Source organism: Pantoea sp. 9140 (assembly GCF_000745295.1).
Lineage (GTDB): Bacteria > Pseudomonadota > Gammaproteobacteria > Enterobacterales > Enterobacteriaceae > Pantoea > Pantoea vagans.
The window spans coordinates 1386261-1410816 of sequence record NZ_JQNO01000001.1 but is presented as its reverse complement, the minus strand read 5'-3'; the positions used below and the strand labels follow the sequence as shown (position 1 = coordinate 1410816).

At 55.2% G+C, this 24556-nt stretch carries 22 protein-coding genes; 1 reads left to right on the top strand and 21 read right to left on the bottom strand.

The window, feature by feature from the left end:
- Positions 1–158 precede the first annotated feature (158 nt).
- The 5 genes from FA92_RS06705 to FA92_RS06685 all read right to left on the bottom strand — a co-directional run bounded on the left by FA92_RS06705 (position 159) and on the right by FA92_RS06685 (position 3080).
- On the bottom strand, positions 159–551 hold the full coding sequence (locus tag FA92_RS06705; protein ID WP_033782827.1) for a lysozyme inhibitor LprI family protein: 393 nt from the start codon (positions 549–551) through the stop codon (positions 159–161).
- Between the two features lie 19 nt (positions 552–570).
- A complete protein-coding gene (locus FA92_RS06700) occupies positions 571–936 on the bottom strand; it encodes a T6SS amidase immunity protein Tai4 family protein (protein ID WP_033782826.1) in 366 nt (121 codons plus the stop codon).
- A gap of 154 nt (positions 937–1090) precedes the next feature.
- Positions 1091–1504 carry a hypothetical protein gene (locus tag FA92_RS06695; RefSeq protein WP_033782825.1) on the bottom strand — a complete coding sequence of 138 codons (414 nt, stop codon included), beginning with the start codon at positions 1502–1504 and terminating at the stop codon, positions 1091–1093.
- Positions 1501–2493: a hypothetical protein gene (locus tag FA92_RS06690; protein WP_033782823.1), complete on the bottom strand. Its 993-nt coding sequence runs from the start codon at positions 2491–2493 to the stop codon at positions 1501–1503. Before FA92_RS06690 ends, FA92_RS06695 begins: the two co-directional genes overlap by 4 nt.
- 104 nt (positions 2494–2597) lie before the next feature.
- Positions 2598–3080: a type VI secretion system tube protein Hcp gene (locus FA92_RS06685; RefSeq protein WP_010246100.1), complete on the bottom strand. Its 483-nt coding sequence runs from the start codon at positions 3078–3080 to the stop codon at positions 2598–2600.
- 328 nt (positions 3081–3408) lie between these two features.
- Between FA92_RS06685 and FA92_RS06680 the strand changes: the two genes are divergently transcribed.
- Positions 3409–3642 carry a hypothetical protein gene (locus FA92_RS06680; protein ID WP_033782822.1) on the top strand — a complete coding sequence of 78 codons (234 nt, stop codon included), beginning with the start codon at positions 3409–3411 and terminating at the stop codon, positions 3640–3642.
- 113 nt (positions 3643–3755) lie between these two features.
- Here the strand turns inward: FA92_RS06680 and tssC are convergent, their stop codons facing one another.
- The 16 genes from tssC to FA92_RS06595 all read right to left on the bottom strand — a co-directional run bounded on the left by tssC (position 3756) and on the right by FA92_RS06595 (position 24554).
- Positions 3756–5255 carry a type VI secretion system contractile sheath large subunit gene (gene tssC / locus FA92_RS06675; protein WP_013357575.1) on the bottom strand — a complete coding sequence of 500 codons (1500 nt, stop codon included), beginning with the start codon at positions 5253–5255 and terminating at the stop codon, positions 3756–3758.
- Positions 5252–5785, bottom strand: coding sequence for a type VI secretion system contractile sheath small subunit (tssB, locus tag FA92_RS06670; RefSeq protein WP_013357574.1), 534 nt, complete (start codon positions 5783–5785; stop codon positions 5252–5254). Before tssB ends, tssC begins: the two co-directional genes overlap by 4 nt.
- Positions 5786–5864: 79 nt before the next feature.
- The gene (gene tssA, locus FA92_RS06665) at positions 5865–6881 is read right to left on the bottom strand and encodes a type VI secretion system protein TssA (RefSeq protein ID WP_033784560.1); all 1017 of its coding nucleotides are present in this window, start codon (positions 6879–6881) and stop codon (positions 5865–5867) included.
- A gap of 16 nt (positions 6882–6897) precedes the next feature.
- Positions 6898–7614, bottom strand: coding sequence for a type VI secretion system-associated protein TagF (gene tagF, locus FA92_RS06660; RefSeq protein ID WP_013357572.1), 717 nt, complete (start codon positions 7612–7614; stop codon positions 6898–6900).
- 14 nt (positions 7615–7628) lie between these two features.
- Complete coding sequence (gene tssM, locus FA92_RS06655) at positions 7629–11258, bottom strand: type VI secretion system membrane subunit TssM (protein WP_033782821.1); 3630 nt, start codon at positions 11256–11258, stop codon at positions 7629–7631.
- Between the two features lie 3 nt (positions 11259–11261).
- Positions 11262–12497, bottom strand: coding sequence for a DotU family type VI secretion system protein (locus FA92_RS06650; protein ID WP_197061509.1), 1236 nt, complete (start codon positions 12495–12497; stop codon positions 11262–11264).
- A gap of 20 nt (positions 12498–12517) precedes the next feature.
- Positions 12518–13858, bottom strand: coding sequence for a type VI secretion system baseplate subunit TssK (tssK, locus tag FA92_RS06645; protein WP_013357569.1), 1341 nt, complete (start codon positions 13856–13858; stop codon positions 12518–12520).
- A 5-nt stretch (positions 13859–13863) separates the two neighbouring features.
- On the bottom strand, positions 13864–14361 hold the full coding sequence (gene tssJ / locus FA92_RS06640) for a type VI secretion system lipoprotein TssJ (protein WP_013357568.1): 498 nt from the start codon (positions 14359–14361) through the stop codon (positions 13864–13866).
- Between the two features lie 23 nt (positions 14362–14384).
- Complete coding sequence (locus tag FA92_RS06635; RefSeq protein ID WP_013357567.1) at positions 14385–14981, bottom strand: hypothetical protein; 597 nt, start codon at positions 14979–14981, stop codon at positions 14385–14387.
- Positions 14982–16936: 1955 nt separating this feature from the next.
- On the bottom strand, positions 16937–18256 hold the full coding sequence (locus FA92_RS06625) for a hypothetical protein (protein ID WP_033782814.1): 1320 nt from the start codon (positions 18254–18256) through the stop codon (positions 16937–16939).
- Complete coding sequence (locus FA92_RS06620; protein ID WP_051926486.1) at positions 18249–20051, bottom strand: acyl-CoA dehydrogenase; 1803 nt, start codon at positions 20049–20051, stop codon at positions 18249–18251. The genes FA92_RS06625 and FA92_RS06620 overlap by 8 nt, the downstream gene beginning before the upstream one ends.
- The gene (locus FA92_RS06615) at positions 20044–21024 is read right to left on the bottom strand and encodes a hypothetical protein (RefSeq protein ID WP_033782812.1); all 981 of its coding nucleotides are present in this window, start codon (positions 21022–21024) and stop codon (positions 20044–20046) included. Before FA92_RS06615 ends, FA92_RS06620 begins: the two co-directional genes overlap by 8 nt.
- Positions 21017–21538 (bottom strand): hypothetical protein, encoded by a 522-nt coding sequence (locus FA92_RS06610; RefSeq protein ID WP_156105682.1) that lies wholly within the window; start codon positions 21536–21538, stop codon positions 21017–21019. The genes FA92_RS06615 and FA92_RS06610 overlap by 8 nt, the downstream gene beginning before the upstream one ends.
- Positions 21535–22362, bottom strand: a complete 828-nt coding sequence (locus FA92_RS06605; RefSeq protein ID WP_033782807.1) for a hypothetical protein — start codon at positions 22360–22362, stop codon at positions 21535–21537. Before FA92_RS06605 ends, FA92_RS06610 begins: the two co-directional genes overlap by 4 nt.
- On the bottom strand, positions 22355–23419 hold the full coding sequence (locus FA92_RS06600; RefSeq protein WP_033782805.1) for a hypothetical protein: 1065 nt from the start codon (positions 23417–23419) through the stop codon (positions 22355–22357). The genes FA92_RS06605 and FA92_RS06600 overlap by 8 nt, the downstream gene beginning before the upstream one ends.
- Positions 23406–24554 carry a hypothetical protein gene (locus FA92_RS06595; RefSeq protein WP_051926485.1) on the bottom strand — a complete coding sequence of 383 codons (1149 nt, stop codon included), beginning with the start codon at positions 24552–24554 and terminating at the stop codon, positions 23406–23408. The genes FA92_RS06600 and FA92_RS06595 overlap by 14 nt, the downstream gene beginning before the upstream one ends.
- Positions 24555–24556: the final 2 nt, after the last annotated feature.

The window sequence follows — 24556 nt, the reverse complement described above, 5'->3', positions numbered from 1 at the left end:
CAGATTTACTGGTTAATAAATTAAATCCACTGCGATGGGAATTAATTCTTAATTAAAGAAGCGCGCAGCATAATTCCGAACCCGAAAAGACAGCATATCAGAGACGAATAAGAGTGACTTTTTTTGAATTTTAAACAGACATAAGTCTTTCTGGGTAATCAATAAGGCAGTTGCTTCAGAATTGCAGTGCGTTCCTTATCGAGACGGTCAATACAGAAATTCATGACGCTCACATAAGCATCGCTGCCCTCTTCAGCGGCATAAGCTTCCAGCCTGCACTGGCTATCACGGTATTTAAGCCAGTTGCGCTGAGTATCAACGAAGGCGCTTCGGTACTGACTGGACTCCTGATCATGGCCTTTATAAAGGTGCTCGATTCGGATTTTCGCCGCTTTATACTCTTTATTTAAATTCAGCTCTGACTCTGTTTTATTTTTTTCTGCACATTCGTTAACTTCCTGAGTGTTATTCCCGTTCGAACAATCACTCATCGCCTGGACGGAGGAGACATAAGAAGCTAAAAAACATAACAGTAAATAATAACATTTCATCAGAAACTCACCATTGATGTTAACTTTTATTTTTATATTTTTCGTAAAGCACTGTTGCATCCTGGCTTTGCGAAAGCAACGTGCATTTCATCATATTGAAGTTACCTGATACCGATCCGGCCAGGTTCATCTTTAGATACGCATTAATCAATTTATCGCCATCACTGAAGGCTTCAACAGGGAGATGGCTTACCTCTAACCAGGCTGACGCGCTTTTAAAGGCATCATCGGTGAAGGCCTTGTCAGTCGAAGCTTTACCTGCACAACGATTCAGAAGCCAGTTGCTGAAAATCTGCGGTTGCCTAAAGGCGTCTGGCGCCGGAGGCGTTATCGCCAGCACTGCAGGAGATAACGTCAGAGCCAGTAACATCAGTAATTTTTTCATTTCAGTATCCACAGGGAGGCAGCATCAGGGACACACTGCCATAATCTGCGCATTCAGGAAGTGACAAGTATCAGAACAGATGTTGCTTTTTTCAGGGTGTCACATTCACTCGGATATCGATGCAGCCATCTCCATGATCATTGTTAAGCACATACTAGTTATAAAAATGACGCCAGATAATAAAACCTAAACCTCCGCCAATCATCATTACTGCAGTCACCATATTTAAGGTATGAAGGCGAATTAGCCAGCCTATTTCTTTTTCAGGTAACGATTGAATAAAATCATAAGTTTCCTGGCTAACGCTTTCGTTACCTCTGCTCTGAAGTTTTACACCTTTATATAAGCGTGCAAACCAGGAAATTTTTACAGGATGGAACGATGGACTGAAAAAGGAGCTAACCTGAGTGCTGAAATCAAGATCCAATCTTCTTTTACGAAACTCGCTAATTAATGATTCATAGTTGCGAACGTTTTTTCTGAATATTATGTAGCCAATAACCTGCAAAACAATGGAAATCAAAAATGAAATCACTGAAACAGAGATCAAAATGCAAGGCCAGGTCATAAAATTTTATCCATTGTTAATCCCGTAAACCAGCTGGCAATTTCACCAGAAATATAGCCCCCTACAGCTGCCCCGACGAGACTACAGGTCAGATAGCCTACGGGACCAGTTCCCACCCCTACAGCAAGACAAACTCCCGGCCCCAAAGCCGAGCCTAACGTACCACCATAGATACTTGCAGCGGTGCTACTGGCAAATTGAGCATACTTAGTTACGGCAACTTTAACACATTCACTCTGCCGGTCTACAGTACAAGCCTGATAAACGTCGTTAGAAGTATTTGCAGCACCGAACCCTATGGATACCAGCCCACCCATTTTCATAAATTTCGCTGCTTTGGCTGCACTATCTACATAGGTCGAATAACCGCGTATTACTCCTGTGCCAGCAGTTTGCCAGTCATGGATAATAGAGGAACTGGAAAGGTTTAAAGCATGCTTAATCTTTTCATAGGGGCGCAAATTCAACATAAATCGGGATAAACGATTCAGTAATACTTCAAGTTCACCAAACACGCGTTTCCGCTCGATAAAAAACTGCTGCCCGAACAATGTTCCTGACGTCAGATATTGGTTACGGTAGGCATTCTCAATAGCGACAAGTTTCTTGCCAATTTCATTGAAATAGCGCTCTCCCGCATCGCCGATGATACCTGATGCTTTATCCATAAAATTGGTAATAGCAGCAATGGAAGCATAATGGCGGTTGAAGAAATCAGCCTCATCAACGGTCAGATGAGTGACACTATTATTGATTCTGGATTTAGCCTCTTCCAGCGTGCGCATGGCTGCCGGATGATTATTGCCGTTAGGAGCGGCAACGATCAAAATCTGGCCGGGTTTAGCCCATGCAACATCAGCATTTAATTGCAAAAAATAGTTCGCGGCAGACATATTGCGCGTGCCATAAAGCCACATTGCCTGCTCAGTCAGTCTTCCTGGACGCTGAACAACACAAAATCCCGGCTCAATTGAATTTTTCTCTGCCATAACAACCTCCTTTTGCAATTAAATGTTCGAAACGTATAATTACTACCACCTCTAATTCATTGAATTTCAATGAAAATACGCCCCCTTTTCGGAGGCGTATTTTATTACGCTTCTTTATTGCCTTTGATGTCCCAGCCTGCGCTGCTCTCTGCGCCTTTGCCACCGGAAGAGCTCTGCTCCCAGTACTGCTGCTTCACTTTAGAAGCCTGGAAGGAGTAGGTCATCCCCAGGGTATCGCCGTTGTCGGAGCCATTGTAATTCACAGCGGTCACCAGAACGTCTTCCAGGGTGATGCGCGCATACTCAACCTGAGAGCCACCCGCTTTACAGATAGAGAGTTCGACTTTAGCGAGATGTTTACCGCTTGCGCAGTTCTTCAGCAACGCCGTGGTCGATTTGTCGATCAGTGCATTCACGTGCAGGTCGTTGAAGTTGACTTTACCGGCACCGCCGCCGCCGCCAACAGACATGTTGCCTGGCTGAGAGGCACCCCATGAGAAAGAGGTAATATCGGTCCAGCCAGTGTGGTTAGAGTCTTTAGACTCGCCGGTGACTCCGTCAACCTTCATAAACATATCAATAGCCATTATCTTTCACTCTTTATTGGTTGAGATTATTGCTTTCAAAAAAAGCAAGGATATGGCAAAAAGAAAAGCATGGGGCTGAATAAAACAGTCCATATTTTACCTTTGCCTTGCTTCTGAAATATCGTGCTTAACGATATTTCAGACTTCTTGCTGCCCGTTTTTAAATCGGACAAATACTTTTAGTTAACGCTTATTTATAGCGGAACTTAATATGCAAAACCGATGACCTTCGATTTGTCTAAGATTGCAGGTCATCATTCAATAGACAGCAACCTGACGAAAAGTTTACATTAGCGGAAAGTTTCAATAGCTCAAAAAAGGAAGGAGCATGAAAAAAACCCTCTCAATTTTTCTGGCCGTAATATTTTCACTACTTTCACTTTATGCGATCGTCGATATTATCGAGTCTATATACCTTATCTCTCGCTATGAAAATTTCACTCTCTCTTCACTCGGCTTTATTGCCGGTAAAACGCTTTTTACCACAGTTTGCTTAGTTGTGATTTTTATTCTTGTGAAAAGAATACGCAAACACACTCAGTCTGATAAAGACCGGGTATAGCATTGCACACCACTCTGCTCAGACACGTTCAGGCGAATAAATGGGTTAAAGCCGTTACAACAGGGAGAGGCGCGATGCAGTTTCAGATTCCGGCATCACGCCTCCGTCAGCCCTTATGCATTGTCATTTTTCAGTGACGGCAGCTTAGAGACCAGACGCAGCGAAACGGTTAAACCTTCCAGCTGGTAGTGCGGACGCAGGAAGAACTTCGCGGCGTAATAGCCCGGATTATCTTCCTGCTCTTCCACATTCACCTCTGCAGCGGCCAGCGGCTTGCGAGACTTGGTCTCCTGCGAGGAGTTAGCCGGATCGCCATCGACGTAGTTCATCACCCAGTCGTTCAGCCAGCGTTCCATCTCATCGCGCTCGCGGAAGGAGCCGATCTTGTCACGCACGATGCACTTCAGGTAATGCGCGAAGCGGCAGCAGGCGAACAGATAAGGCAGACGCGCGGCCAGACGGGCATTGGCGGTGGCATCGGCATCGTGATATTCCGTCGGCTTCTGCAGTGACTGCGCACCGATAAAGGCGGCAAAGTCAGAGTTTTTGCGATGCACCAGCGGCATAAAGCCGTTTTTCGCCAGTTCGGCTTCGCGGCGATCGCTGATGGCGATTTCGGTCGGACACTTCATGTCCACGCCGCCGTCATCGCTCGGGAAGGTGTGGCACGGCAGGTTTTCAACGGCCCCGCCCGACTCCACGCCGCGGATTGCGGTACACCAGCCATACTCTTTAAACGAGCGGTTGATGTTGGCGGCCATCGCGTACGCCGCATTGCTCCAGGTGTAGTTGCCGTGATCGGAACCGTCGGTCTGCTCTTCAAAATCGAAGCTGTCGACCGGGTTGGTACGAATGCCATATGGCAGACGCGCCAGGAAACGCGGCATCACCAGGCCCAGATAGCGTGCATCTTCCGACTCACGCAGGCTGCGCCAGGCGGCATATTCGGTGTTCTGGAAGATTTTGGTCAGATCGCGTGGATTTGCCAGCTCCTGCCAGGACTCCATCTGCATCACTTCCGGCGCGGTGCCGGTGATAAACGGACAGTGTGCCGCCGAACCGATGCGTGCCATCTCACCCAGCAGCTCAACATCCTGCGGGCTGTGGTCGAAGTAGTAGTCGCCCACCAGACAGCCAAACGGCTCGCCGCCGAACTGACCATACTCCTGCTCATAGATCTTCTTGAACAGCGGGCTTTGGTCCCAGCCAGCACCTTTATAACGCTTAAGCGTACGACCCAGCTCCTGCTTGGAGATGCTCATAAAACGGATTTTCAGCATCTCGTCCGTTTCAGTGTTATTCACCAGATAGCTCAGGCCGCGCCAGGCGCTCTCCAGCGACTGGAACTCCGGATGGTGAATAATCTGGTTAACCTGCTGCGACAGCTTTTCGTCGATCTCCGCGATCAGCGCCTGAATGGTGCGATAGGCGTCGCTGGAAACGGTGACGGTGTTCTCCAGCGCCTGCTGCGCCAGAGTTTTTACCGCGCTCTCGACCGCGGCACGTGCCTGATCGCTTTTCGGCCGGAACTCTTTGTTCAGCAGCGCGCTGAACTCATCCTGGCTGAAGCTTGCCGCGCCCTGCGACTGGGGTTGTTGTGAAGTCTGCGTCATGCCTGCGGCTCCTTACCTTCAGTGGCCTCATCCTGCTTAGGCAGATGGGTCAGAGCCTGCAGCAGCGTTGGGTCCTGCAGCACTTTACCAATCAGCTCTTCCGCACCGTTTTTGCCGTCCATATAGGTCAGCAGATTTGCCAGCTGGGTACGCGCTTCCAGCAGCTTGCTCAGCGGCTCGACGTTGCGGGCCACGGCATCCGGCGAAAAGTCGTCCATGCTGTCGAAAGTGAGATCGATGTTGAGCTTGCCTTCGCCGTTCAGGGTGTTGTCTACCTGGAACGCGGCGCGTGGCTTCAGCGCTTTCATGCGCTCATCGAAGTTGTCGATGTCGATCTCAAGGAATTTGCGGTCGTCGATGCCCGGCTGCGGCTCCAGCGGTTTACCCACCAGATCCGCCAGCACGCCCATCACAAACGGCAGCTGGATTTTGCGTTCCGCGCCATAAATTTCCACGTCATATTCAATCTGAACGCGAGGCGCGCGATTGCGGGCAATGAACTTCTGCCCACTGGATTTGCTTGTTGCCATGGTTTTCTCCATCAATGATGCGCGGATAATGTGTCACAGCAGGCGCGCAGGTCCCGCTGTGTGAGTGGGTCACGCCTGCTTAGTCGCGACGTCCGAAAATGGTTTCCAGCTGATGCACGCCATCGGGTGCCAGCTCGCGGATGATTTCCAGGAAGTCGCGCTCGATTAAGCGCTGTACCCGGTCGATCATCAGCGGAGCCGGATGGCTCGGCTCATGCTGGGTGAAGTAGAGCTTCACTTTCTCCAGCATCAGCTGGGCATCGGCGCGGGAACTGATCTGTACCGTGCGCCAGTCCGCGGCCGCGCGCGGCGCCGTTGCGACCGCCGCCGGGGCCGCCGCTTCTGCGGGTTGTTCCGCCGCTGCGGTGGGTATCAGCTGGCTGATATCGGTGGCCTGGCAGCGTTCGGCGATCAGCGCAATCTGTCGGCGCAGCAGGGCCAGTTCAGGCACCGCCGCGTCGCCCAGCCGTTCGGCCACGGTTTCGCAGATGGTCTGCAGCCGCTCATGAATCTGCAGCACCGCCTCAATGCCGGGCTGGTCGCCGCGTGCCAGTTCATCGATCAGACGCGGCAGGCCGCCGGGATAGTCTGCCACCTCGGTTTTGCTGCCGTCGCACAGGGCGGCTGCATCACGCAGCGTAATACCGTCGGACGGATAGCGCAGCAGCCAGCACTGACGTACCGCACCACTGAGTTCAGTCTTGTCACCCAGCAGCGCCAGGGCATTGATGCGGTAGAACGGGTCCTGCTCGCCGTACTCTTCCAGCCGGGGCCACAGCGGCTCCCAGTAAAGCAGCAGCGCCTGTTCAATCAGCTTCAGGCCCTGCGCATAGCCCGGCAGCCCTTTCAGCTCCGTCCAGGCATGGGTCAGCGCCAGCATCACGCGTAAATCTTTACTGCGGGCCAGCAGCGCTATCGCCAGCTTCTCAACTTTGTTCCAGTCGGCGGGTTCTGCCGGAATGATGGTGTTGCCGAACTGCTGTTCCGCTTTACCGGCACTGGCCTGCTCCATCGCCTGAAAATCGGCGTCGTACTCCAGGTTGTCGCCACCGGGATTGTCATCACTGACCGGAGCCAGCAAAGCCTCTGTATTCATCGTCATGGGTGTTGCCTCAGGATTCAAACATCGGGGGATAAAGTCCGTTTCGTCCCGGCTTTGCCCCACCGGCCGGATCAAACAGCAATGAAAAAAGCTGGGCGGTGAAGTTACCGCTGTGGACCTGGGTATAAAGCGGAAACCCGTCGCTCTGATTGGTCCACCAGAAACTGGTGTAAAACTGCGGGTCGAAGTTCTCACCCGGCAGCGTCCAGTTCAGCGTTGAAGGCGTGTCGCCATGCCCGATAACGTTGAGGATATCTGACGGCTCACCCGTCTCCTGCGGCGGTTGCGGCTGCGGAATGCTGATCAGCGCCTGATCCAGCTGCTCCGGCGATCCGCCGCCCTGCACCACCCGCAGCAGCGTATTGCCCACCTGCTGATACCACTCGCCGGAGCGTGCCAGCAGCGCTGGCGACCACTCGGCGGGGGTGAAGTGACGCAGCGCGCAGAGCGGGTAGTTACGTCCCACGCTGTCCCGTGCCGCAATCAGGCAGCCCATCTGGATCAGCTGACTGCCCAGCATCGGCGGCACCACAAAATTCCAGACCGGCGCGTTGAGGAACGGGCGCGACGGCGCGTTATCCCCCTCCTGACTGCTCTGCCAGTGATGCAGGCCCACCTGAAACCAGCTGGACCATTGGCGATAGAGGACATCAGGAAAGCGGCGCTTCACAAAGTCACCCGCGCTGGGCAATTTGCCGTACCAGCAGGGTGCAGCGTAATGAGTCATTGTCGGGTCCTGTTTCAGGGGCAGCTAAAGCCGGGAAGCTGGAACGGGTTACGAATGCTGCCAGGGGTGAACGACAGCGTGACCTGATGACCCTCCACGCTGAACGTGGCTTCGCGGGTCAGGCCGCCAGCCGCGGTAACCCGGGCGCGGTCAAAGAAGCGATTGAGCGCCCAGGGGCCACTGGTGACAAGCGTCGACGTCGTGCCGTTGGTCAGGCCCAGCTGCATGCGCACCTGGCTGGTGCCGCCAGGGCCAGGCCAGCTGACCATCTGTACTGCCTGCGGCCCGTGGCTGTAACGCAATTGCTGTCCATCCACATCCAGCGTCAGGTTAAGAATGTCATTGTCCATTTTTACGGTGCGCAGCGTGACGCGGAAGCCTGGCGTGGTCGCACCGTTAGCAAAGAACGCATCGCGGATTGACTGCGCCTGCTGGAAAGGACGCAGCAGCGCTTCGCCGCCCGGCAGCGTTTTGCCGTCGATACCCGGCGTAAAGCGCCATGAGGCGTTGGTAGTGTCGACTTTGCTGGCCAGGTTGTCGCGGAAGAAGCTGTCCATCATGCCGCTGCCGGGGGCGAACATCCGCGCCAGATCGTCGGGTGTCACCTCACTGCGCGCGGAGCGCACCAGCGGATAACGTCCGGCGATCGCCTGACGACAGAAACTGCCCACTTCCATGGTGATGCGTTTACGGACGTTATCCATGTCGCGGCGCTGTGCATCGCTGCTGGCCCCGACCGCCATGCTGGAGACCATATTCTGCAGCGAACCGGGCAGACGTCCGGCGCTGGCCTGCAAACGACTGATCGCATCGCTGGCCGGTGGCGGCATCCCGCTGTTGGCGGCATCCTGCACCGCCGTGAGGTAACGATAGAGATCGTCAATCTGGTGCAGGAAATCATCCACCGCCAGCACCTTGCTGCCCTGCTGTAATGGCTGAGCCAGCTCAAGCACAGGCGCAAAATGCACGGCAACCGCCTGCTCCGGTGACGCCTGCGCTGCTGCCTGTCCACGCGCCGCAGCCGCTTCGGGCGAGGTAAACAGCGCTTCAAGGGTGCGGGTAGCGCTGTTATCCGACGGCTTTGCCGCCTGCGCGGTTTTCTCATCGGGCTGCGCCCGGTTCAGCGTCAGCAGGTTACTGAGGTTGATGACCAGCTGGCGCAGCGGCGAGTGGTTGCCCGACAGCAAACGCGCGGTGTTAATACGCTGCGAGAGATCGGCGCTGCTGTTGAGCTGGATATCGCTCAGGAACTGCTCCCACTGGCGGATGTAGTCCTGCACATAGAGCTGGCGCACCGCGAGATCGGTCTGCTCACTTTTCTGCTGCGGCGCAGCGCCATCCAGCACCCAGAGATCGTCCTGATAGAGCGCCTGGGTCACCGGACCAATCTGCTTGTCCACATGCTGCCAGTAGCCGTCCGGCGTATAGAGACCTGCCACACCGTCATTAACCGATTTACCGCTTTTACGGGAAAACACCAGCTCGCTCTGGGGACCGCCCAGCGCCGCCAGCGTCACCGGTTGCAGGCTGTCATCACGTTGCAGCAGGCGCTTCAGCCGTCCATAGACGCGCTGTGACAGCGGCATCTGATTAATCAGCGCCTGCTCGCGCTTTACCAGCGCGTCATCCTTCGCATACGGCGACGAGTGAATCTGCGTCTCCAGCAGCTGTTGCAGATGCCACGCCAGCTGTTTTACCTGCTGCTGCGTCACGTTCTGCGGCAGCTCGCGCGACAGGTTAAGCATCAGCCACGCCTGCAGGAACTTGCCATCGTAGTGCTTCGGCTGATAGAGCATCTGATACGCCTTCAGCGCTTCATAGCTGTAGTCAGCGTCGCTGCCGTTGTCATTGCGCAGCCAGCGGGTGATATTCTGCGCCACCTGCGGCAACAGCAGCTGCTTCAGCGCTTTGTCGTAAAGCGCACGCGTCGCATCGCTGACCTCGGTGCCACGATAAAGGCCCATACGACGCGTCAGCGGCGGCGATTCCAGCGAGAAGTCGGCGCTTTCCGGCAAGTGCAACAGGGTGTTGAGATAAGGCACCAGCGCAAAGAGATCGCCGTTGACCTGCTTCTGAAGCTGGTCACCCAGCTGCTCCACCTGCGGCGCTTTAGCGGCCATCTCCTGCAGATAGGCTTTGTTCTTGCTGTAGCTGGTGAGCCACAGACCGCCCGCGACCAGTAGCAGCAACAGCAGCGCCAGATAGCCTGACCAGAGTCCGGCGCGGTTGCGCAGCTCCCACCAGCGGTTGCTGCCCGCCAGACCCGACTCCTGGAAAATCACATTTTCCAGCACGCCTTTGAGGAAGAAACTCTGCCCTTTGTTCTGCGGAATCGGGGCGTCCTTATCAACCTGATCCCAGCTGCCTGATTCGCCCGCCTGCTGGCCTGGCAGATTCAGGGCGCGGTTCAGCTCGCCCATTACCCGGTCAAACGGCAGACCTTCCTGGGTGCCGCTGGCAAAGTAGATGCCGCGTGGCGCGAACTGGGTTTCAAAATCGGAGCGGGCGAACAGCGTGTCGAGCGCGTCGGCCAGCAACGGACGCAGCGCAGCAAACTCCTGCGGGAAGAGATAGCTTTCGGCACGCGCCTGCGCGTCGCTCTCCGTCAGCAGCCGATCGGCCAGTCCGGCATCGAGCCGCTGTTGCAGCAGGGAATACTCCTGCTGAAACTGGCTGTTCAGCTCGAAATCGGCGGCGGATGCCTTCGCCCACGGAAAGGTGAATCCCCAGATCTGTTCACGCTGCGCTTTATCCAGCGAGGTGAAGTAGCTGCGGAAACCTTTGAGCAGGTCCGCTTTAGTGACCAGCACATAAACCGGGAAACGGATGCCGAGACGATCGTGCAACTCCATCAGACGCTGACGCAGCGCCAGCGCCTGGTTGCGCAGTGCCTCGGGCGACTGACTCAGCAGATCGGAGACGCTCAGCGTGACGATGACGCCGTTGATCGGCTGACGTCCGCGATATTTACGCAGCAGATCGAGGAAATGGTGCCATTCGCTGGCATCCCGCTCCTGCTGACTCTCCTGGGTGCTGTAACGCCCGGCGGTATCGAGCAGCACGGCGTCGTTAGTAAACCACCAGTCGCAATTGCGGGTGCCGCCAATGCCGCGCAGGGCCGACTTGCCAAACTTATCCGCCAGCGGGAACTGCAGGCCGGAGTTGACCAGCGCGGTGGTTTTACCGGCACCGGGTGCACCGATAATCATGTACCACGGCAGCTGATAGAGATACTGCCGACCAAAGCGCTGCGCCCAGAACGGCGTGCCTTTGCTGCTGTGGCGCTGGAAGTGCGCCTTTCTCAGCATTTCAGTAGCTTCGGAGAAACGGCCCGCCAGCACCTGCTCTTCACTGGTCAGACGCTGACGATCGGCTTCCGGCGCATCGCTTTTGCCGGTTTCCAGACTCGACATCAGCTTGCGGTTAAGCCAGTAATTGTATAGCCGTGGAATCGCCTGCCCCAGTCCCCAGACCAGATAGAGCAGCGCGATACTGATCATGCGGTTCTGCTCTGGCTCAAGTGGCCGCGAATCAACGATAGAGAAGACCGGGCCAATCACCCAGATGATAAAAGAGAGCGCGGTGATGCCGACAAAGCCCCACGCAAGGCGGCTGGTCAGCACCGCAAACAGAATATTCAGCATGGATCAGTTCCCTCTCGCCAGGCCGTTGAGTTCGGCATGCGTCGCATCCGGCGCCACCAGCAGTGTGATTTCAACACGACGGTTACGCGCGCGATTTTCTGCGCTGGTGTTCGGCACCAGCGGATTGCTTTCGCCGCGCCCTTCCGCTTTCACCCGCGACGGCTGCGCCAGCTGCTGTTGCAGCAGGGTCTGCACTGAACGGGCGCGCGCCAGCGACAGCTCAAAGTTGGAGGCGAAGCGCGCGCTGCGGATCGGCACGTTATCGCTGTAGCCAATCACCTGAATCTGGCCGCTGACGTTGTTCATGGCCGCCGCGATACGCCGGATCACGTCAATGTAGCTGCCGCGCACTTCGGTCGCCGCTGAAGCAAATAGCCCATCCCCTTTCAGCGTCACCACGCTGCGGTCCGCTTCATCACGCACCGCCACCAGCCCGGCATCAATTTCCGGCTTCAGGAAGGCGCGCAGATTCAGCGTGGCAGGCGGAGGCGGCGCCGGGTTGCCAATCTTCACTTCCGGCAGCGCCGTCTGATAGATGCGGGCCAGCACCGGCGAGGTGTAATCACCCAGACGCCAGTTGAGCACGATGTAGAACAGACAGGCGGCCAGCCCAGCCACGGCCGCACAGGCCCACAGCGGGATCATCGGCCGCCATAGCTTGCGCAGCACCGGCTGATCGGTGGGATGCGGTGACAGCGCCGCGGCGTAACTGCCGCGTACGCTTTTGATCATCTGCAGCAGGCGCTGTTTGATGGTCTCCAGCTGCGAGCGGCCATTGTCCAGCACCCGGTAGCGTCCTTCGAACCCCAGCAGCAGGCAGAAGTAGATCAGCTCCAGCATCAGAATGTGACGTCTGGGGTTCTGCGACAGCTTCGCCAGCAGCTGGAAAAACTTCTCGCCGCCCCAGGTTTCGTTATGAAAGGTGACCAGCAGACCGTTGCTGGTCCAGACGCCACGACTGCCCCACGGCGTCAGCGCCGCCGCCTCATCCAGCGCGGTACAGAGACAGTAGCGCGCGCCGATGATCACTTCGTAGCCGAGGCCCGACTGCTGGCAGCTCAGCTCAAAGCGGCGGATCTGGTCGATCAGCTGCTGACGCAGTTGCGCCGGGTCTTCATGCGACACCGAATGGCGGATCTGTGGAATCGCGTTAATCAGGGGGTTGGCCGCCGCAACCAGCACATTCTGGTGGCTGGCATCCGGCGCAAGATCGCTGTGTGAATATTGTTGTTCCTGCATCATGCTGCGTGCTCAGTTTATTATTCTGACTGACTGCGGATGGCCCAGAACTCCATGTTCAGGCCCGGAAACTCACCGGCAAGATGCAGCGCAAAAGCGCCCGAGCGCTCCATCTCTTTCCATAGCTCGCTGTTCTTATCCAGTTCGAAATAGCTGTATCCGGCATGCCACGGGATCTGCGGCGGCGCGCCGGGCATCGCCCGAAGTGCCAGACCCGGCAGCTGCAGCTGCACCAGATCGCGGATTTTGCTGACCGGCGCGACTTTCATCTGTGCCGGGAAATGGGTTTTCAGGGTGTCGGCCGGCACGCTGGCTTTCACCGCCAGCACAAAGCCGAACTCATGCACCATGCTGCTCTCCGGCACGGTAGCGACGTTAAGGCCGTGCGAACGCTGCGTCAGTGGCAGCTGAATGGCGCTCTCCTCCATCACCTGCGACAGACCCTGACGCAGCAGCAGCGACAGACGGCTGAAGCAGTTATGCAGGTCATCATGATCGTAGAGCGGCAGTCCTTCCGGCGCGCGCGCGGGCGTCCAGGTACTCAGCTCTGCGGCCAGTTGCAGCCAGTGGCTGTAGAGGGTTTCAGGATGCAGCAGCGGCAGATGTTGCAGATGGCTGTGCAGGCCAAGCTGACGATTGAGCAGCGCCAGCAGCATAAAATCGACCATATCGGCGCTGTTGAAGCGGCCGGTGCCGGGTGCACGCTGACTCAGCTGCTGGCTGCGCTGCTGGATAAGCCCGTGCAGGTCGTTAAACATGTTTTGCAGCGGACGGCTGCTGTTCAGAGTCAGCATCGGCGGGATGTAATCGCTGTCGAGCCGGATATGGTTGTCGCTGCGTTTTTCAATGACCTGCGCAACGCCCATCGCGGTCCACTCGGCGGTCAGATCCTGCTCCAGCATCAGCCGCAGGCGCAGCTTGCCGAACTGTACCGTCGCGCTGCCTACGGCCTGGGCGTTGTCATCTTCCACTTCCGCTTCCCAGGCCAGATAGCGCGCCAGAGAATCCTGCGACTCCTGGAAAGCGACGGCTTCGCGGCCATTGCGACGGGTCGGTATCGCCAGCACCACTTTGCTGCGGTCAACAGAAGCTGGCAGATCAAGCGGTGCCGGGCCATGTTGCGGCTGGCTGAAGGCGAAAAACGTGCCGTCTGGCAGACAGCCGCTGGCCGCACTCAGCGCCAGTTTCCCCTGACGCAGCAGCGCTTCATCAAACTCCAGATCGTAAAAGCCCCAGGTGTAGACGCGCTGTGACTGACCCCATTCACGCAGGGTGCTGAGAAGATAATTTTCTGACTGCTGGAAATGGTGAGGACGCAGAAACATCCCCTCGGTCCAGACGACCTTTTCGGCTCTGTTCATCGACATCACTGTTTTTCCACGTGAAGGCCATTAATTCCCGCCACGATGCGCGCATTCAGCTCGCTATCGTCACGTTTCCAGAATGCCCAGAATGAGGGTGACTCCCCTTCGGGAACCGGCAGCGACAGTCGCCACACCTTGCCATCCAGCGCCTGATATTCCGCCATGATGCCGATGAAGCGCGCCTCAGGCAGGCTCTTAATCCGCAGCGTTTTGCTGCGCTGCTCTGGCGTCAGGAAGAATTGCTGGGTGTTAAGCTGCGCACTGCCCAGCACCGTTGCGGACTGGTTTTGCAGGGAGAAGAAGTCTGCTGACATGAACTCCGCATCGGAGCTTAGTAACACCACACGGACCTTCAGCGGCGCACCGCCGTTAAGCTGATTCTGCCCCTGAACGTCCAGGTTGTAGTAAGCCACCGGCGGCGTACTGCTACTGCTGCAGGCCGTCAGCAGCCACATCAGCAGCACGATCAGCCCACCGCGCAGTTGTGTTGTTCTCATCATCCAGCCCTCCCTGCTCAGTGCGATTAGTTAATGATCCAGGTTCCGTTAGTGCTGTTCTGACAGGCAGTGCTGTCACCGTTAACCGCGACGCAGGTTTTCTTCTTGCTACTACTGCGCACGCGGCGTTTCGGCTGATCGGCTTTGACGGTCTGATCGTAGAGTGCGCTTTTCACCACGGCGCGGAATGGCACATAGCCTGTCAGCTGGACGGTTGACTGCGGCGCGGCAGACTGAGGTGCATCTTTGACACTGGCGGTAGCATTGTCTGGTTGAGGCTCTGCTGCCTGAGCCGGTTCACCCAGCGCCAGCCAGTTGTTCTCGACCTGACCAATCACGGTGTAGGTTTCGCCGGTTTTCAGCGTCTCCACTACCTTGCCGCCGTAGCCTGGCTGGCTCATTACCGAACCGGGATAGAGCGCGCGATAGGTTTCATTGACCGGACTGAACTGCGCTGGCGGTTTTACGGCATAACGGTGACTGATCGCCACACCGTCCACCGTGCTGGTGACCAGGGTGTCATCGGTCATTTTTGGCGGGGTTTTACAACCGGCGACTGAAAAAACAAACATCAGGCCTAACGCAACGCGGAGCTTCACCATTTTTTTCATGTTGTGTTCCATTCATACCTTGGAGAGTGGCCAGAGGCCGGGTGTCAGTAATGAAAATCGGAGATGTCATCTGCACAGGAAGCCACTTAGTGCCAGATTAAAAAATAATCCTTAAACAAAAAGCGCCTAAGCGTCTTGCTGCGAAACGTTAACCGATCAGCAAAAGTTAAGTATAAAAAAGCAACATCGGGGACGTAAACGGGAAAAGGGAGGAATCTGACCTGGCAAACAACGATCAGAAACATGACCAATTTTTTCCCGGCAAATTTAAGAAGGTGGGGTAAACCCAAGCTTTCCTTATGCCATCCCTGGTCGAAAAACCGTCGGATTGAATTAAGCCGATAACAGTGATTTAATTATCCGGCAGTAAGAAATGACACATTACGCCCGAATAATTTTCATTATATTGGTTTATTTTCAATGCTTTATAACTTTAGCGAAATTTCATAGCTACCGCACGAGTCAGGTAGATCCTGCCCGTAGGTCTGAAATTACAATCCATGTGTAAATATTAGCTGCGAGTTTACAGAAGATTGACAAAATTTCAACGGCCCACTTTCAGAAGAATTTACTTAAGTAAAGTTTAACTAATTAAGTTAATACAAATAGGTGTTACTTTTTAGCATGCGGTTAGGACTAATCTTAACAACATACGAAAATATGAAGTTTTTTTGCACATAAATAAGTTTGTTCTGAGAATGTCATTAAAAGCACTCATGTTTTTAATGGTTCTGATTTAAGGCAAATCAGAGAGGATTCCTGTTGCGCAGGCAGCAATTTGCAGCACTTCCCGTCAGCCATAAGCGCGATAAAGGCCTGTTTATCAGATCATTAAGCAGCTATACGCCTGACGTGGGGTAAACAGAGAAGGGATAGCGATTGAGACGCAATAAGCGAAGCGTGAACCATTTCAGGCCCGCTTTATGAACAGACTGATTAATTGTGCTTTACCGGTTCGCTTCGTCAGCAGGTTACGGCGGACAGAGCATAAAAAAACCACGCCGTAGCGTAATGCCGGTCATGGCGCACACCGGATATGCCAGAAAATGATGCCGCCTTCGGGCGAACGGCCAATATGAATACGTGCTCTGAATGGCGCAGGTGCGCACTGTCTGTCAGAGGGGACTCACCAGTCAGCGGCTGCGTTCGACAGCGTCTCCGCATGCGTTGAAGCCGATCTTGCTGCTCAGCTTATCCCACAGGCCACCCGACCACTCTCTGACCCTCTTAGATAAAGATTCTTATACGCTGGGTCTGCCTGACAGTCGGCGGGAACGGATAGACACTGGAGGCTGCAACTGCGTAAAGGGGCGCAGTACCGTGTTATCTGTAGCTTAGGTACCGGACAAGGAGTGGGTAGAATTACAGTTATTGCCTCAGGCGAAGAAAAAGCGGCAGGGTGCTGCAGACACGCTGACAGCAAGGCTTATCAGCAAAGAACTCAACGGAAAAGGGTTCAAATCCTGACACCCATGTGCGATCCGCTGACGTATCCCAAAGCAGAGGTCGTGGATTTATACAGCCATCGCAGGGAAATAGAGCATGGGTTCCGCGAGAGGAAACAGCACTGAATAATGAGCTGACGCTGATAAGCAAAAAGACAGAACTTGTGCGTCATGAGCTGTGGGGCGCGGTCCTGGCTTGTAACCTTTTGAGGTTCATAATGGGGCAAATGGCGTACAGCCTGCAAGGCGTGGAACCTTATCAGATAAGTTTTAAGCAGTCCGCCCTGTATCTGAGAAGTCATCTGAGCCTGCTACCGGGCGTCTCACCGGGAAAAATACCGCGACATTACCTCAGGGCGGTAAAAAAAGAGGCCACAACGTTATCCGTTGCGGCCTCCTTTGAAAGCTTAACTGACAAGCATTACGCAACGGCGTGGATTTTTATTTTTATACCGTGCCAACCCCCGAACCGGGTGATGTCAGTGCGGATGAGCAGTCGCAGGCCAATCCAGCAAGGCTCCCCTAAAAATCAAAATCATAACTAATGTTAATGCCGACCATCGAACTCACAGGCGAGATCGCGCCCTCTCCCTGAGAGGTGGTTTGTAGCAAAATAAACGGTTTCACGGTGATGTGCGTACTCAGCGGATAACGACCTTCAGTCCAGAGCGACAAGCTATTATCCTCAAGACCATAAATCAGGTTAACTTCAACGCCGCCTTGGGTAAACCGATCGATGCTATCGAAACGCAATGACGCATAGTAACGGCGCAGGTAAAAGTCCTGCATCAACCGTGCTGAACCACCTAAGGTGCCCACCCACGGATTACCCTGCCCCAGCAACTGCTGCAAACGCGGATCGGTCAGCGTCCGGACGGATGAATGCTGAACATCAACCCATTGATGCCATTCATCACGATTCATCCCATGTCCGTTATAATAAAAGCTGCTCTCCAGACTGCCCCCTTTCTGCAACGCATAGCGCAGCGTTAACAACATCTTTTGCCAGTTACGCTGCCGGGGATCCTGACGGTAACGATATAACGCGGGTAATTGCGCATCTTCGTCAATCGGAATCGCCGGGCTGTCCTGTGTCAGTTGAGGAACATCACGATCGCCACTGAGCAGGTATTCACTATAAAGCGTCCACTGCTCTCCGATGCCCTGGCTCAGGGTCGCTCCCCAGCGCGGTCGTTTACTGCTGGTTTTTTCTGCGAGCAGGCTGCCTTCAATGTCATCGAACTGCCACAGACCGCGCAGGACGGCCTGTTGAGCGTTATCCCATCCCTGCTCATTTTCCACTTTGGCCAGAACGAGGTCGTAAGCCCCGCTGTCACCACTGGCCTGCCAGCGTACCATCGGTGCGCCCTCACGCTGAAAATCATCCATGCGGTTAACGCCCAATGTACTTTTCGGCTGCGTATAGCGACCAAAAATATCGATCGGATGGTAAACGCTGTCCTGGCTCCAGCGCAGATAGACTTTACCCGCCGTGAGGCGCTGAGTCTGTTCGGTGTTCATAAGGGTGACGCCCCCTTCCAGCAGCCGGGTGAGCGTGTTATCCATGTGGTTTTCATGCTCCCAGCCTGAGGCAACGCCGATAAATCCCTGTAAATTATCCTGATAAAAGAACTGAGAGGAAAACATCACATCCGTATCAACGCTTGCCCGCGTCGCGGGGCTGTAGCGGTCAGGTGAGAGCGGAGATGCGTCGTTATATTCCTTTACCCCATAGCGTCCCTGCGCAGAAAAGTGCGACTGCCAGTCGGTCGTCTCACTGGCAGCACAGACAGACGACAGGCAGAATGCAAACGCCGTCTGATAAATTCCCGCTTTACGCATCCGCAGTAAACACCGGATTGGCCACACTTCCGGACTGCATCAGATAACGCACCTTTGCCGCTTTTGCCACCGTCAACGGCAGCGTGACGCCAGCGAAATATTGCGCTGTGGCATACTTCCCTTCCCGAAGGATCTGATTATCTGTTCTCTGCGCGACGTCCGCCGCTTCCATCAGGCACCAGCCGATAATCACTTCAGCGACAATCTCCATCATGATATTGGCGCAGGCAGGCACGGCGAGCATCTGCCCCTTGCGAACATAGTCGCCCATCTCCAGCAGCGTTGACTGCATGACGGATTGCGTCTGCGCCAGCTGCTCGGCCATCGCAGACAATACCGGTTGTTTTCTGGCCTGGGCGATAAACACGGAAAGCCGCTGGTTCAGCTCCTGGAGTCCGTGCGTGTCACGTAGTCCCATTCCGAGCTTGTCCCGCAACAAAAACTGCGCCTGAATGTGGTTAGTCCCTTCCCATATCGACAAAATTTTGCAGTCCCGCGCATACTGCTCAACCGGAAATGCGGAAAGATAACCGTTGCCGCCCAGCACCTGAATGGCATTTTCAGCAACCGTCCAGGCGTTATTGGAACAATAGGCTTTCACCAGCGGTGTCAGTAGTTCAAAAAAGGCCAGCTCCTGCCGGGCTACCTGCTCTTCTTTATGCACTTTCGCTATCAGATAACGAGTCTCCGCCATGCCTAATTTGCCAAGCAGAGCACGGCAGCCTTCCGTGAGCATCTTCATTTCACTCAGCATACGCTGCACATCCGGATGAGAAACAATGGGCAATGAAGGTGCCTGGGCACTCATGGCCCGATCAAACTGTTTGCCCTGGATGCGCCGGCAGGCATAATTAAGTGCGTTAAGATAGGCACTGGATGCCATTCCGAGCGCGTAGATTCCGGTGCTGATACGCGCTGGCGTCATCATGCTCAGCAGCTGCACCAGTCCGATATTCTCCCGCTCACCCATCAGATAACCGTAACAGGGTCCCTGCTCACCAAACTGGAGGTGCGTATTGGCGCACCCTTTTAACCCCATCTTTCGCACCACCTCACTGCAACGCACCTGATTATCTTTCCCGTCGTCAAAACGCGGAACAATAAAACAGGAGAGCCCCAGCACGCCGGATGGGCCATCTTTAATGCGAGCCAGCACAAACCAGACCATATTCTCAGTGAGTGAGTGCATACCGGCAGAGATAAAGCGTTTTTCTCCGCTGATCAGATAACGCTCATCCTCCTGCCGTTCTGCCTGGGTTGCAATACGGCTAAGATCGCTGCCCGCCTCCGCTTCAGTAATGCAGAGTGAAGACGTCCAGCGGTATTCAGCCAGGGGTGGCCCAAAGCGTTCCAGCTGCTGCGCCGTCCCGAAACGCGTGAGCAGTTGCAGGGCTGGCCCATTGAAACCGACATAGGTCATAAAGGCCGGATGCGCGCCCATAAACATTTCCAGCACCGCATACTGGATCAGCGGGGGTAGCCCCAGGCCGCCCTGCTCATAAGGCTTGAGACGCACGCCCCACTCTTTGCGAAACCTTTCCAGCAGCGCCTGATAGCATTCAGGCACCTGTACCTCCCCCGCCGCGTCCAGGAAGCACTCCTGGCGATCGGCTTCCTGATAGCTGGCAGACAACACGCTGCTGGCGAAATGCGCCGCCTCTTCTAACAGCGTGTCTACCCGCTCACGGGTTAACCAGGGGTAGTCACTTTTCAGGCAGGCTTCTGCCTGATTTTGCTGCCATATCACAAAGCGAATATCGTCCAGCGGCGCCAGATAAATCGGTAAATTATTCATAGTCATTCCATGTACGTGAACACTGAGAACACAGAGTCATTTCAGTGAGAAAGTATTGATTATCGACATAACGGTATTGGGGATCGCAGTAGTCGGGAGGCATGCCGGGCAGCATACTGCCTGCAGGAACCGGCACTGCATGAGGCTTGTCGCGCTGCACCGCACCGGGCAGAGCGCGTTCAGCGGTTCGCACCACCACGCAGCCAATGCGCCCGCCTGCCGCCAGGGTCGTGATAAACAGCGTGCCAGAATGGCGCTGCGCAATTTCCCGATGCAGTTCATGCAGCGGCTTAATGGCCAGCAGATGAACGGTGTCAGTTTCCATACTTGGCAACCGCGTCAGCCGCTCCATCAACTGCGGGAACCAGTGCGATAAACCGGCCAGCAGCTGATCTGACCAGCCCGTGGCAATGGCGAAGGAGACCCAGCCTGCGGCATGATCATCGCCCAGACCGGCGGCCAGCCAGGCACCGTAGCGTTTGATCAACTGTTCAGTCCCTCTAAGTCCCGCAGGTTTGGCGAACAGCGCACAGGCCTCCAGCACCAGCTCGCCGTGCTTTGCCTGGCACTTTTGCAGCACCATTCTGGCGATGCCCGGCTGGACAGTCAGTCCCGCTCCACCGTGACCCAGCCCTGCACAGTCAAGCCGTTCCTGAATAAAGGAAGCCGGGCTTTCAATCACCCAGATTTCAGCGTGACGGCAGGGACTGCGCTCAAACTCAAGCAGCGCGGCATACCAGCTCGCACAGGCCAGTGAGACAAAGGCCCGACGCGGTGACAGCTGGCAGAACGCCTGTTGACGCGACCAGGCTGCAATATCCTGCTGCTGCATGACGCCCAGCTCGCCTGAGCTGCAAAAAAGGATGAGATCCAGCCCCTCTGCGCCTTCTCCCGGCGCGGGCAGCGTTTTCGGCAGCGTACCCTGCGAAGAGAGCGGAAAAAGGTGTAAACCGCGCAGCACCATGTCACGCATCGATTGCCACAATGTTCAACTGATGAAGAAATCTGACCAGTTCGTCCCACCCATCCTGGCGCTGGGGTGAATGCTGTGGAAACCAGCGAAGCAGAAGGTGATTACTGCCACTTTCAAGCGGGTGGCGAATCATCGACTCTTCAATAGCCAGCACGCTATAGCCATCAAGAAAGAGCCGTTTTGCTTCCTGCTCAACCTGATGAAGCAGGAAAATATCATCCTGCAACAGTCGCGCAGGAAGACGCAGTCCCCCCGGCATCATCGCCGTCATAACACAGCGGTCAAGAGGTTGGAGATGTGAAAAGGCCGCATTAACGATCTCTTCCAGCAGGTCATATTTTTCCTGAAAACCACACAATACCGGGGACTGAACTGCCGGTTTTTTAATACGCCCCAGTGAGGCGTAATCCTCGGGTGTAGTCAGCGGCAGCACCCGGTCATTGGCACGATAAGCGCGAAAGGCAAAAGGCGAGCGGGTCAGACGCCCGTTAAAAAGATGATTGCATTGCATCATTTCGCCTCCCGCCAGTTAAAGATACCATCGGCAGCCAGCGTGATATCGGCCATTGTCCAGTAGCCGTTCAGAGCCACCGACGTCGCCAGGAAACGCTGGCCGGGTGAGGCATGGGGCGCCTGCTCTACCAGAGAAATCCACGGATCGGCACCAAAACAGTGACCAAAGCGTGGATGCAGATCCGGTAGCATGTCAGCATCCGGTAACAGACGCTGAAATAGCTGGGTGACGGCCTGAGGGAAAAAGGGCAGCGCCAGCTTGTAGTCAGGCTTATCAGCCAGCGCGTTGCGCACGGCAATGCTGAATTCAGCGATAAAGTTGCTGGTTTTCGCCACATTGACGGTGACACATTGCTGCGCGTTTTCATCCGCACGAAACAGCAGCGTGGCGATGCCGAAACCCGAGTTGCCCCAGTTGGGATTGGCACGCCAGAAGGCGAGATCCATCAGGTTGAGATCGACAATTGTGCACATGACATATGGCGACCTACGCGGATGACTTAACGCCTGCCGCAAACTGTAACCCCAGCTGGCACACTCATAGGCATTGATCAGCATATCCGGCACGGCATCGGTGTATTGCGCGATCTGCGCCACCAGCGTCGGCCAGTCCACCAGCTGGCGGGAAAAAGCCAAATCCATAATGGTCGAACAGATAAAATGGCGATCGGGTAATGGCCCCTGCCACCCCTGCAAAGCATGCGCGATCTGCTCACCCACCGCTTTTGCCAGTGCCGGGGAGAGATTTTCCAGCCGGTCGTCCACCGACAGCAGCGATTGCGGATAGCGGGTAAATTCAGCGCGAACCAGCTCAAGCTCAGACATAGTGACCTGCCCGATGCCGCTGGCAAATTTCCATCAGGCAACGATAAGAACTGCCTTCCATTTTGGTGAATCCCAGCAGATCGCGTTGATCGCTCAGCGCGGGCATGCGCTGCTGTTCAACCAGATCAAATAGCAAGGCATTAGAGGCAAATTTTAGCGCCATCACCTCATCTTCTGAATAGCGATTAAACACCGGCTGAGCAGAGAGCCTGCGCGTGACGCTGAGCAGATATTCACGCACTTCATTTTGCTGGCTGTCAGGCGTCAGACGCTTTTGCTGCGTCAGCCAGTGCAGATGCTGCATCAGTGAGGCGACAAAACGCGGACGGACATAGGTCAGAAACTGTTTAACCGCGATTAATCCGCCACGGCGCAATGCCCAGTCGCTGTCACCCTGAAAGGTGCTGTGACAGTTGCCCAGCTGAACATGGCCATCCAGCCAGGCGGACCCCACTGGCGTGCGCTGCCACTGCGCGCAGGCCTCAGGGGGTATCAGCCAGGCCTGAGGCACCATCTGGCCCGGGCGTGAAAGGATAACAATGGCGAACGCGCAGGTTAATGCTCCAATGCCCCACTCTTTATTGAGCGTTATCTGCAACGCGCCCTGCGCATCACTCACCACCTGAGAACGCCACTGATGCAGCGATGGCCCACCGCTATCGGTCATCAGGAATGCCCCCGTGCCGCCGGTACTCACCCACTGTGCTACCTGTTCCTGCTGCCGATCGCTGCCGGAAAGCTGCAGCATAATATGGCCAAAAAGGCCGATAATGCGGTTGAAGTAAGGCCCCAGCCCCTCCTCGCGCACCGCCGCCACGTAGTGATCAAGCAAAGGCAGGCAGTCTATAGCCGGTAACGGGAATGAGGTGGCAGACGCCGCCAGCGGTTTCAGGGCCGTCAGCGGATCCTCGATAATCATGCGTGAGTCAAGATGACGCAAAACGCTGCGGAAAATCATCCGGCGTACCGATTCCGGCACCGGTTGATAGCCTTCAAGATGGCGGGTAATTAGCTCGCCAAGCTGCAACATGTCAGGAACAGTTTCAGGAGATAACATACTGAGCCGCCTCCTTTAATCCGAGGAAGCGATTCACGGTATAGGTGCTGTAGTAAGCGCCGCAATAATCAAACAGCAGGATATCGCCCGGCTGAATATCTTCACCTGCATAGTGGCCAATCACGTCGTCCCGACTGCAGGTTGAGCCGACTAAAATCGTCTTCTGCTGGCTCTCCGCGTCCGGCAGAGGCCGATCTTTAAGTCGCACCCGATAAGGCTGGCGCATTTTGCGGAAGCTGTTTTCGGTCTGGCACAACAGGAAGCTCTGATTCATGCCGCCGTTACAGATGGCGTAATGTTGATCGGCAACGCGTTTGGTTGCTACCACCGTGGTCATAAAGACGCCGCAGGAGGAGAACGCTGCACGACCGGCTTCATGCACCAGAGAGATATGTGCCGGGAAACGCGCCAGCCACTCACGGTAAGCAGGGAACAGAGATTGATGTTGCCACCACTGTTCGCTAAAACCGCCGCCAAGGTTCACCAGCTCGATGGGGCCGCCGTAAGCCGCTTCAATAGAGGGCAGTAACGCCAGTGCAGCCTCGGCAATCACATTGGCGAAGCGATGAAAGGTATGGGAACCGCCAAACAGATGAAACCCTTTAAGCTGAACTTTTTCATGGTCCCGGATGAAATGAGCCGTCGCGATCAGACTATCCAGATCCATGCCAAAATGATCTTTACGGATGGCCGGCGCATCGGGCAGCAGCGCTGCCACGACGCCGACATTACAACGTAAAATGACCGGCTGAAGCGGACGATTTCCGGAAAGCTCAATCAGCTGCTGAAGCTGTTGCTGGCTGTCAATAATAAAAACAGCTTTAGCGGCAATACCGGCACGCATCAGGTTTTTATCCATTGACGGATTATTAATATATATTTTATCGCTGTTTGCCACCAGATTTAGCTCATTCAGCGAAGCGACTTCAACCCCGGCGTTACGATCGGTCAGGCGCAGATTAAGAGTGGTGCCGGGATTCGCTTTAATAGAAAGAATAACCGGCGTTCCAATACTTTCTTCCAGCGCATGAATATTATTTCTTAGCTGCACAGGATCGTAAATATAGCAGGGAGAGTCAAAGACGAATTTCCCTGTCACCAGTCCCTCTTCAATTCTGCTAATAATAGTTGTCATGT

Bases quoted from the DNA above. Each gene is read 5' to 3' on its own strand.
- FA92_RS06705 (WP_033782827.1), bottom strand. From the start codon at position 551: ATGAAATGTTATTATTTACTGTTATGTTTTTTAGCTTCTTATGTCTCC.
- FA92_RS06700 (WP_033782826.1), bottom strand. From the start codon at position 936: ATGAAAAAATTACTGATGTTACTGGCTCTGACGTTATCTCCTGCAGTG.
- FA92_RS06695 (WP_033782825.1), bottom strand. From the start codon at position 1,504: ATGACCTGGCCTTGCATTTTGATCTCTGTTTCAGTGATTTCATTTTTG.
- FA92_RS06690 (WP_033782823.1), bottom strand. From the start codon at position 2,493: ATGGCAGAGAAAAATTCAATTGAGCCGGGATTTTGTGTTGTTCAGCGT.
- FA92_RS06685 (WP_010246100.1), bottom strand. From the start codon at position 3,080: ATGGCTATTGATATGTTTATGAAGGTTGACGGAGTCACCGGCGAGTCT.
- FA92_RS06680 (WP_033782822.1), top strand. From the start codon at position 3,409: ATGAAAAAAACCCTCTCAATTTTTCTGGCCGTAATATTTTCACTACTT.
- tssC (WP_013357575.1), bottom strand. From the start codon at position 5,255: ATGACGCAGACTTCACAACAACCCCAGTCGCAGGGCGCGGCAAGCTTC.
- tssB (WP_013357574.1), bottom strand. From the start codon at position 5,785: ATGGCAACAAGCAAATCCAGTGGGCAGAAGTTCATTGCCCGCAATCGC.
- tssA (WP_033784560.1), bottom strand. From the start codon at position 6,881: ATGAATACAGAGGCTTTGCTGGCTCCGGTCAGTGATGACAATCCCGGT.
- tagF (WP_013357572.1), bottom strand. From the start codon at position 7,614: ATGACTCATTACGCTGCACCCTGCTGGTACGGCAAATTGCCCAGCGCG.
- tssM (WP_033782821.1), bottom strand. From the start codon at position 11,258: ATGCTGAATATTCTGTTTGCGGTGCTGACCAGCCGCCTTGCGTGGGGC.
- FA92_RS06650 (WP_197061509.1), bottom strand. From the start codon at position 12,497: ATGCAGGAACAACAATATTCACACAGCGATCTTGCGCCGGATGCCAGC.
- tssK (WP_013357569.1), bottom strand. From the start codon at position 13,858: ATGAACAGAGCCGAAAAGGTCGTCTGGACCGAGGGGATGTTTCTGCGT.
- tssJ (WP_013357568.1), bottom strand. From the start codon at position 14,361: ATGATGAGAACAACACAACTGCGCGGTGGGCTGATCGTGCTGCTGATG.
- FA92_RS06635 (WP_013357567.1), bottom strand. From the start codon at position 14,981: ATGGAACACAACATGAAAAAAATGGTGAAGCTCCGCGTTGCGTTAGGC.
- FA92_RS06625 (WP_033782814.1), bottom strand. From the start codon at position 18,256: ATGCGTAAAGCGGGAATTTATCAGACGGCGTTTGCATTCTGCCTGTCG.
- FA92_RS06620 (WP_051926486.1), bottom strand. From the start codon at position 20,051: ATGAATAATTTACCGATTTATCTGGCGCCGCTGGACGATATTCGCTTT.
- FA92_RS06615 (WP_033782812.1), bottom strand. From the start codon at position 21,024: ATGCGTGACATGGTGCTGCGCGGTTTACACCTTTTTCCGCTCTCTTCG.
- FA92_RS06610 (WP_156105682.1), bottom strand. From the start codon at position 21,538: ATGATGCAATGCAATCATCTTTTTAACGGGCGTCTGACCCGCTCGCCT.
- FA92_RS06605 (WP_033782807.1), bottom strand. From the start codon at position 22,362: ATGTCTGAGCTTGAGCTGGTTCGCGCTGAATTTACCCGCTATCCGCAA.
- FA92_RS06600 (WP_033782805.1), bottom strand. From the start codon at position 23,419: ATGTTATCTCCTGAAACTGTTCCTGACATGTTGCAGCTTGGCGAGCTA.
- FA92_RS06595 (WP_051926485.1), bottom strand. From the start codon at position 24,554: ATGACAACTATTATTAGCAGAATTGAAGAGGGACTGGTGACAGGGAAA.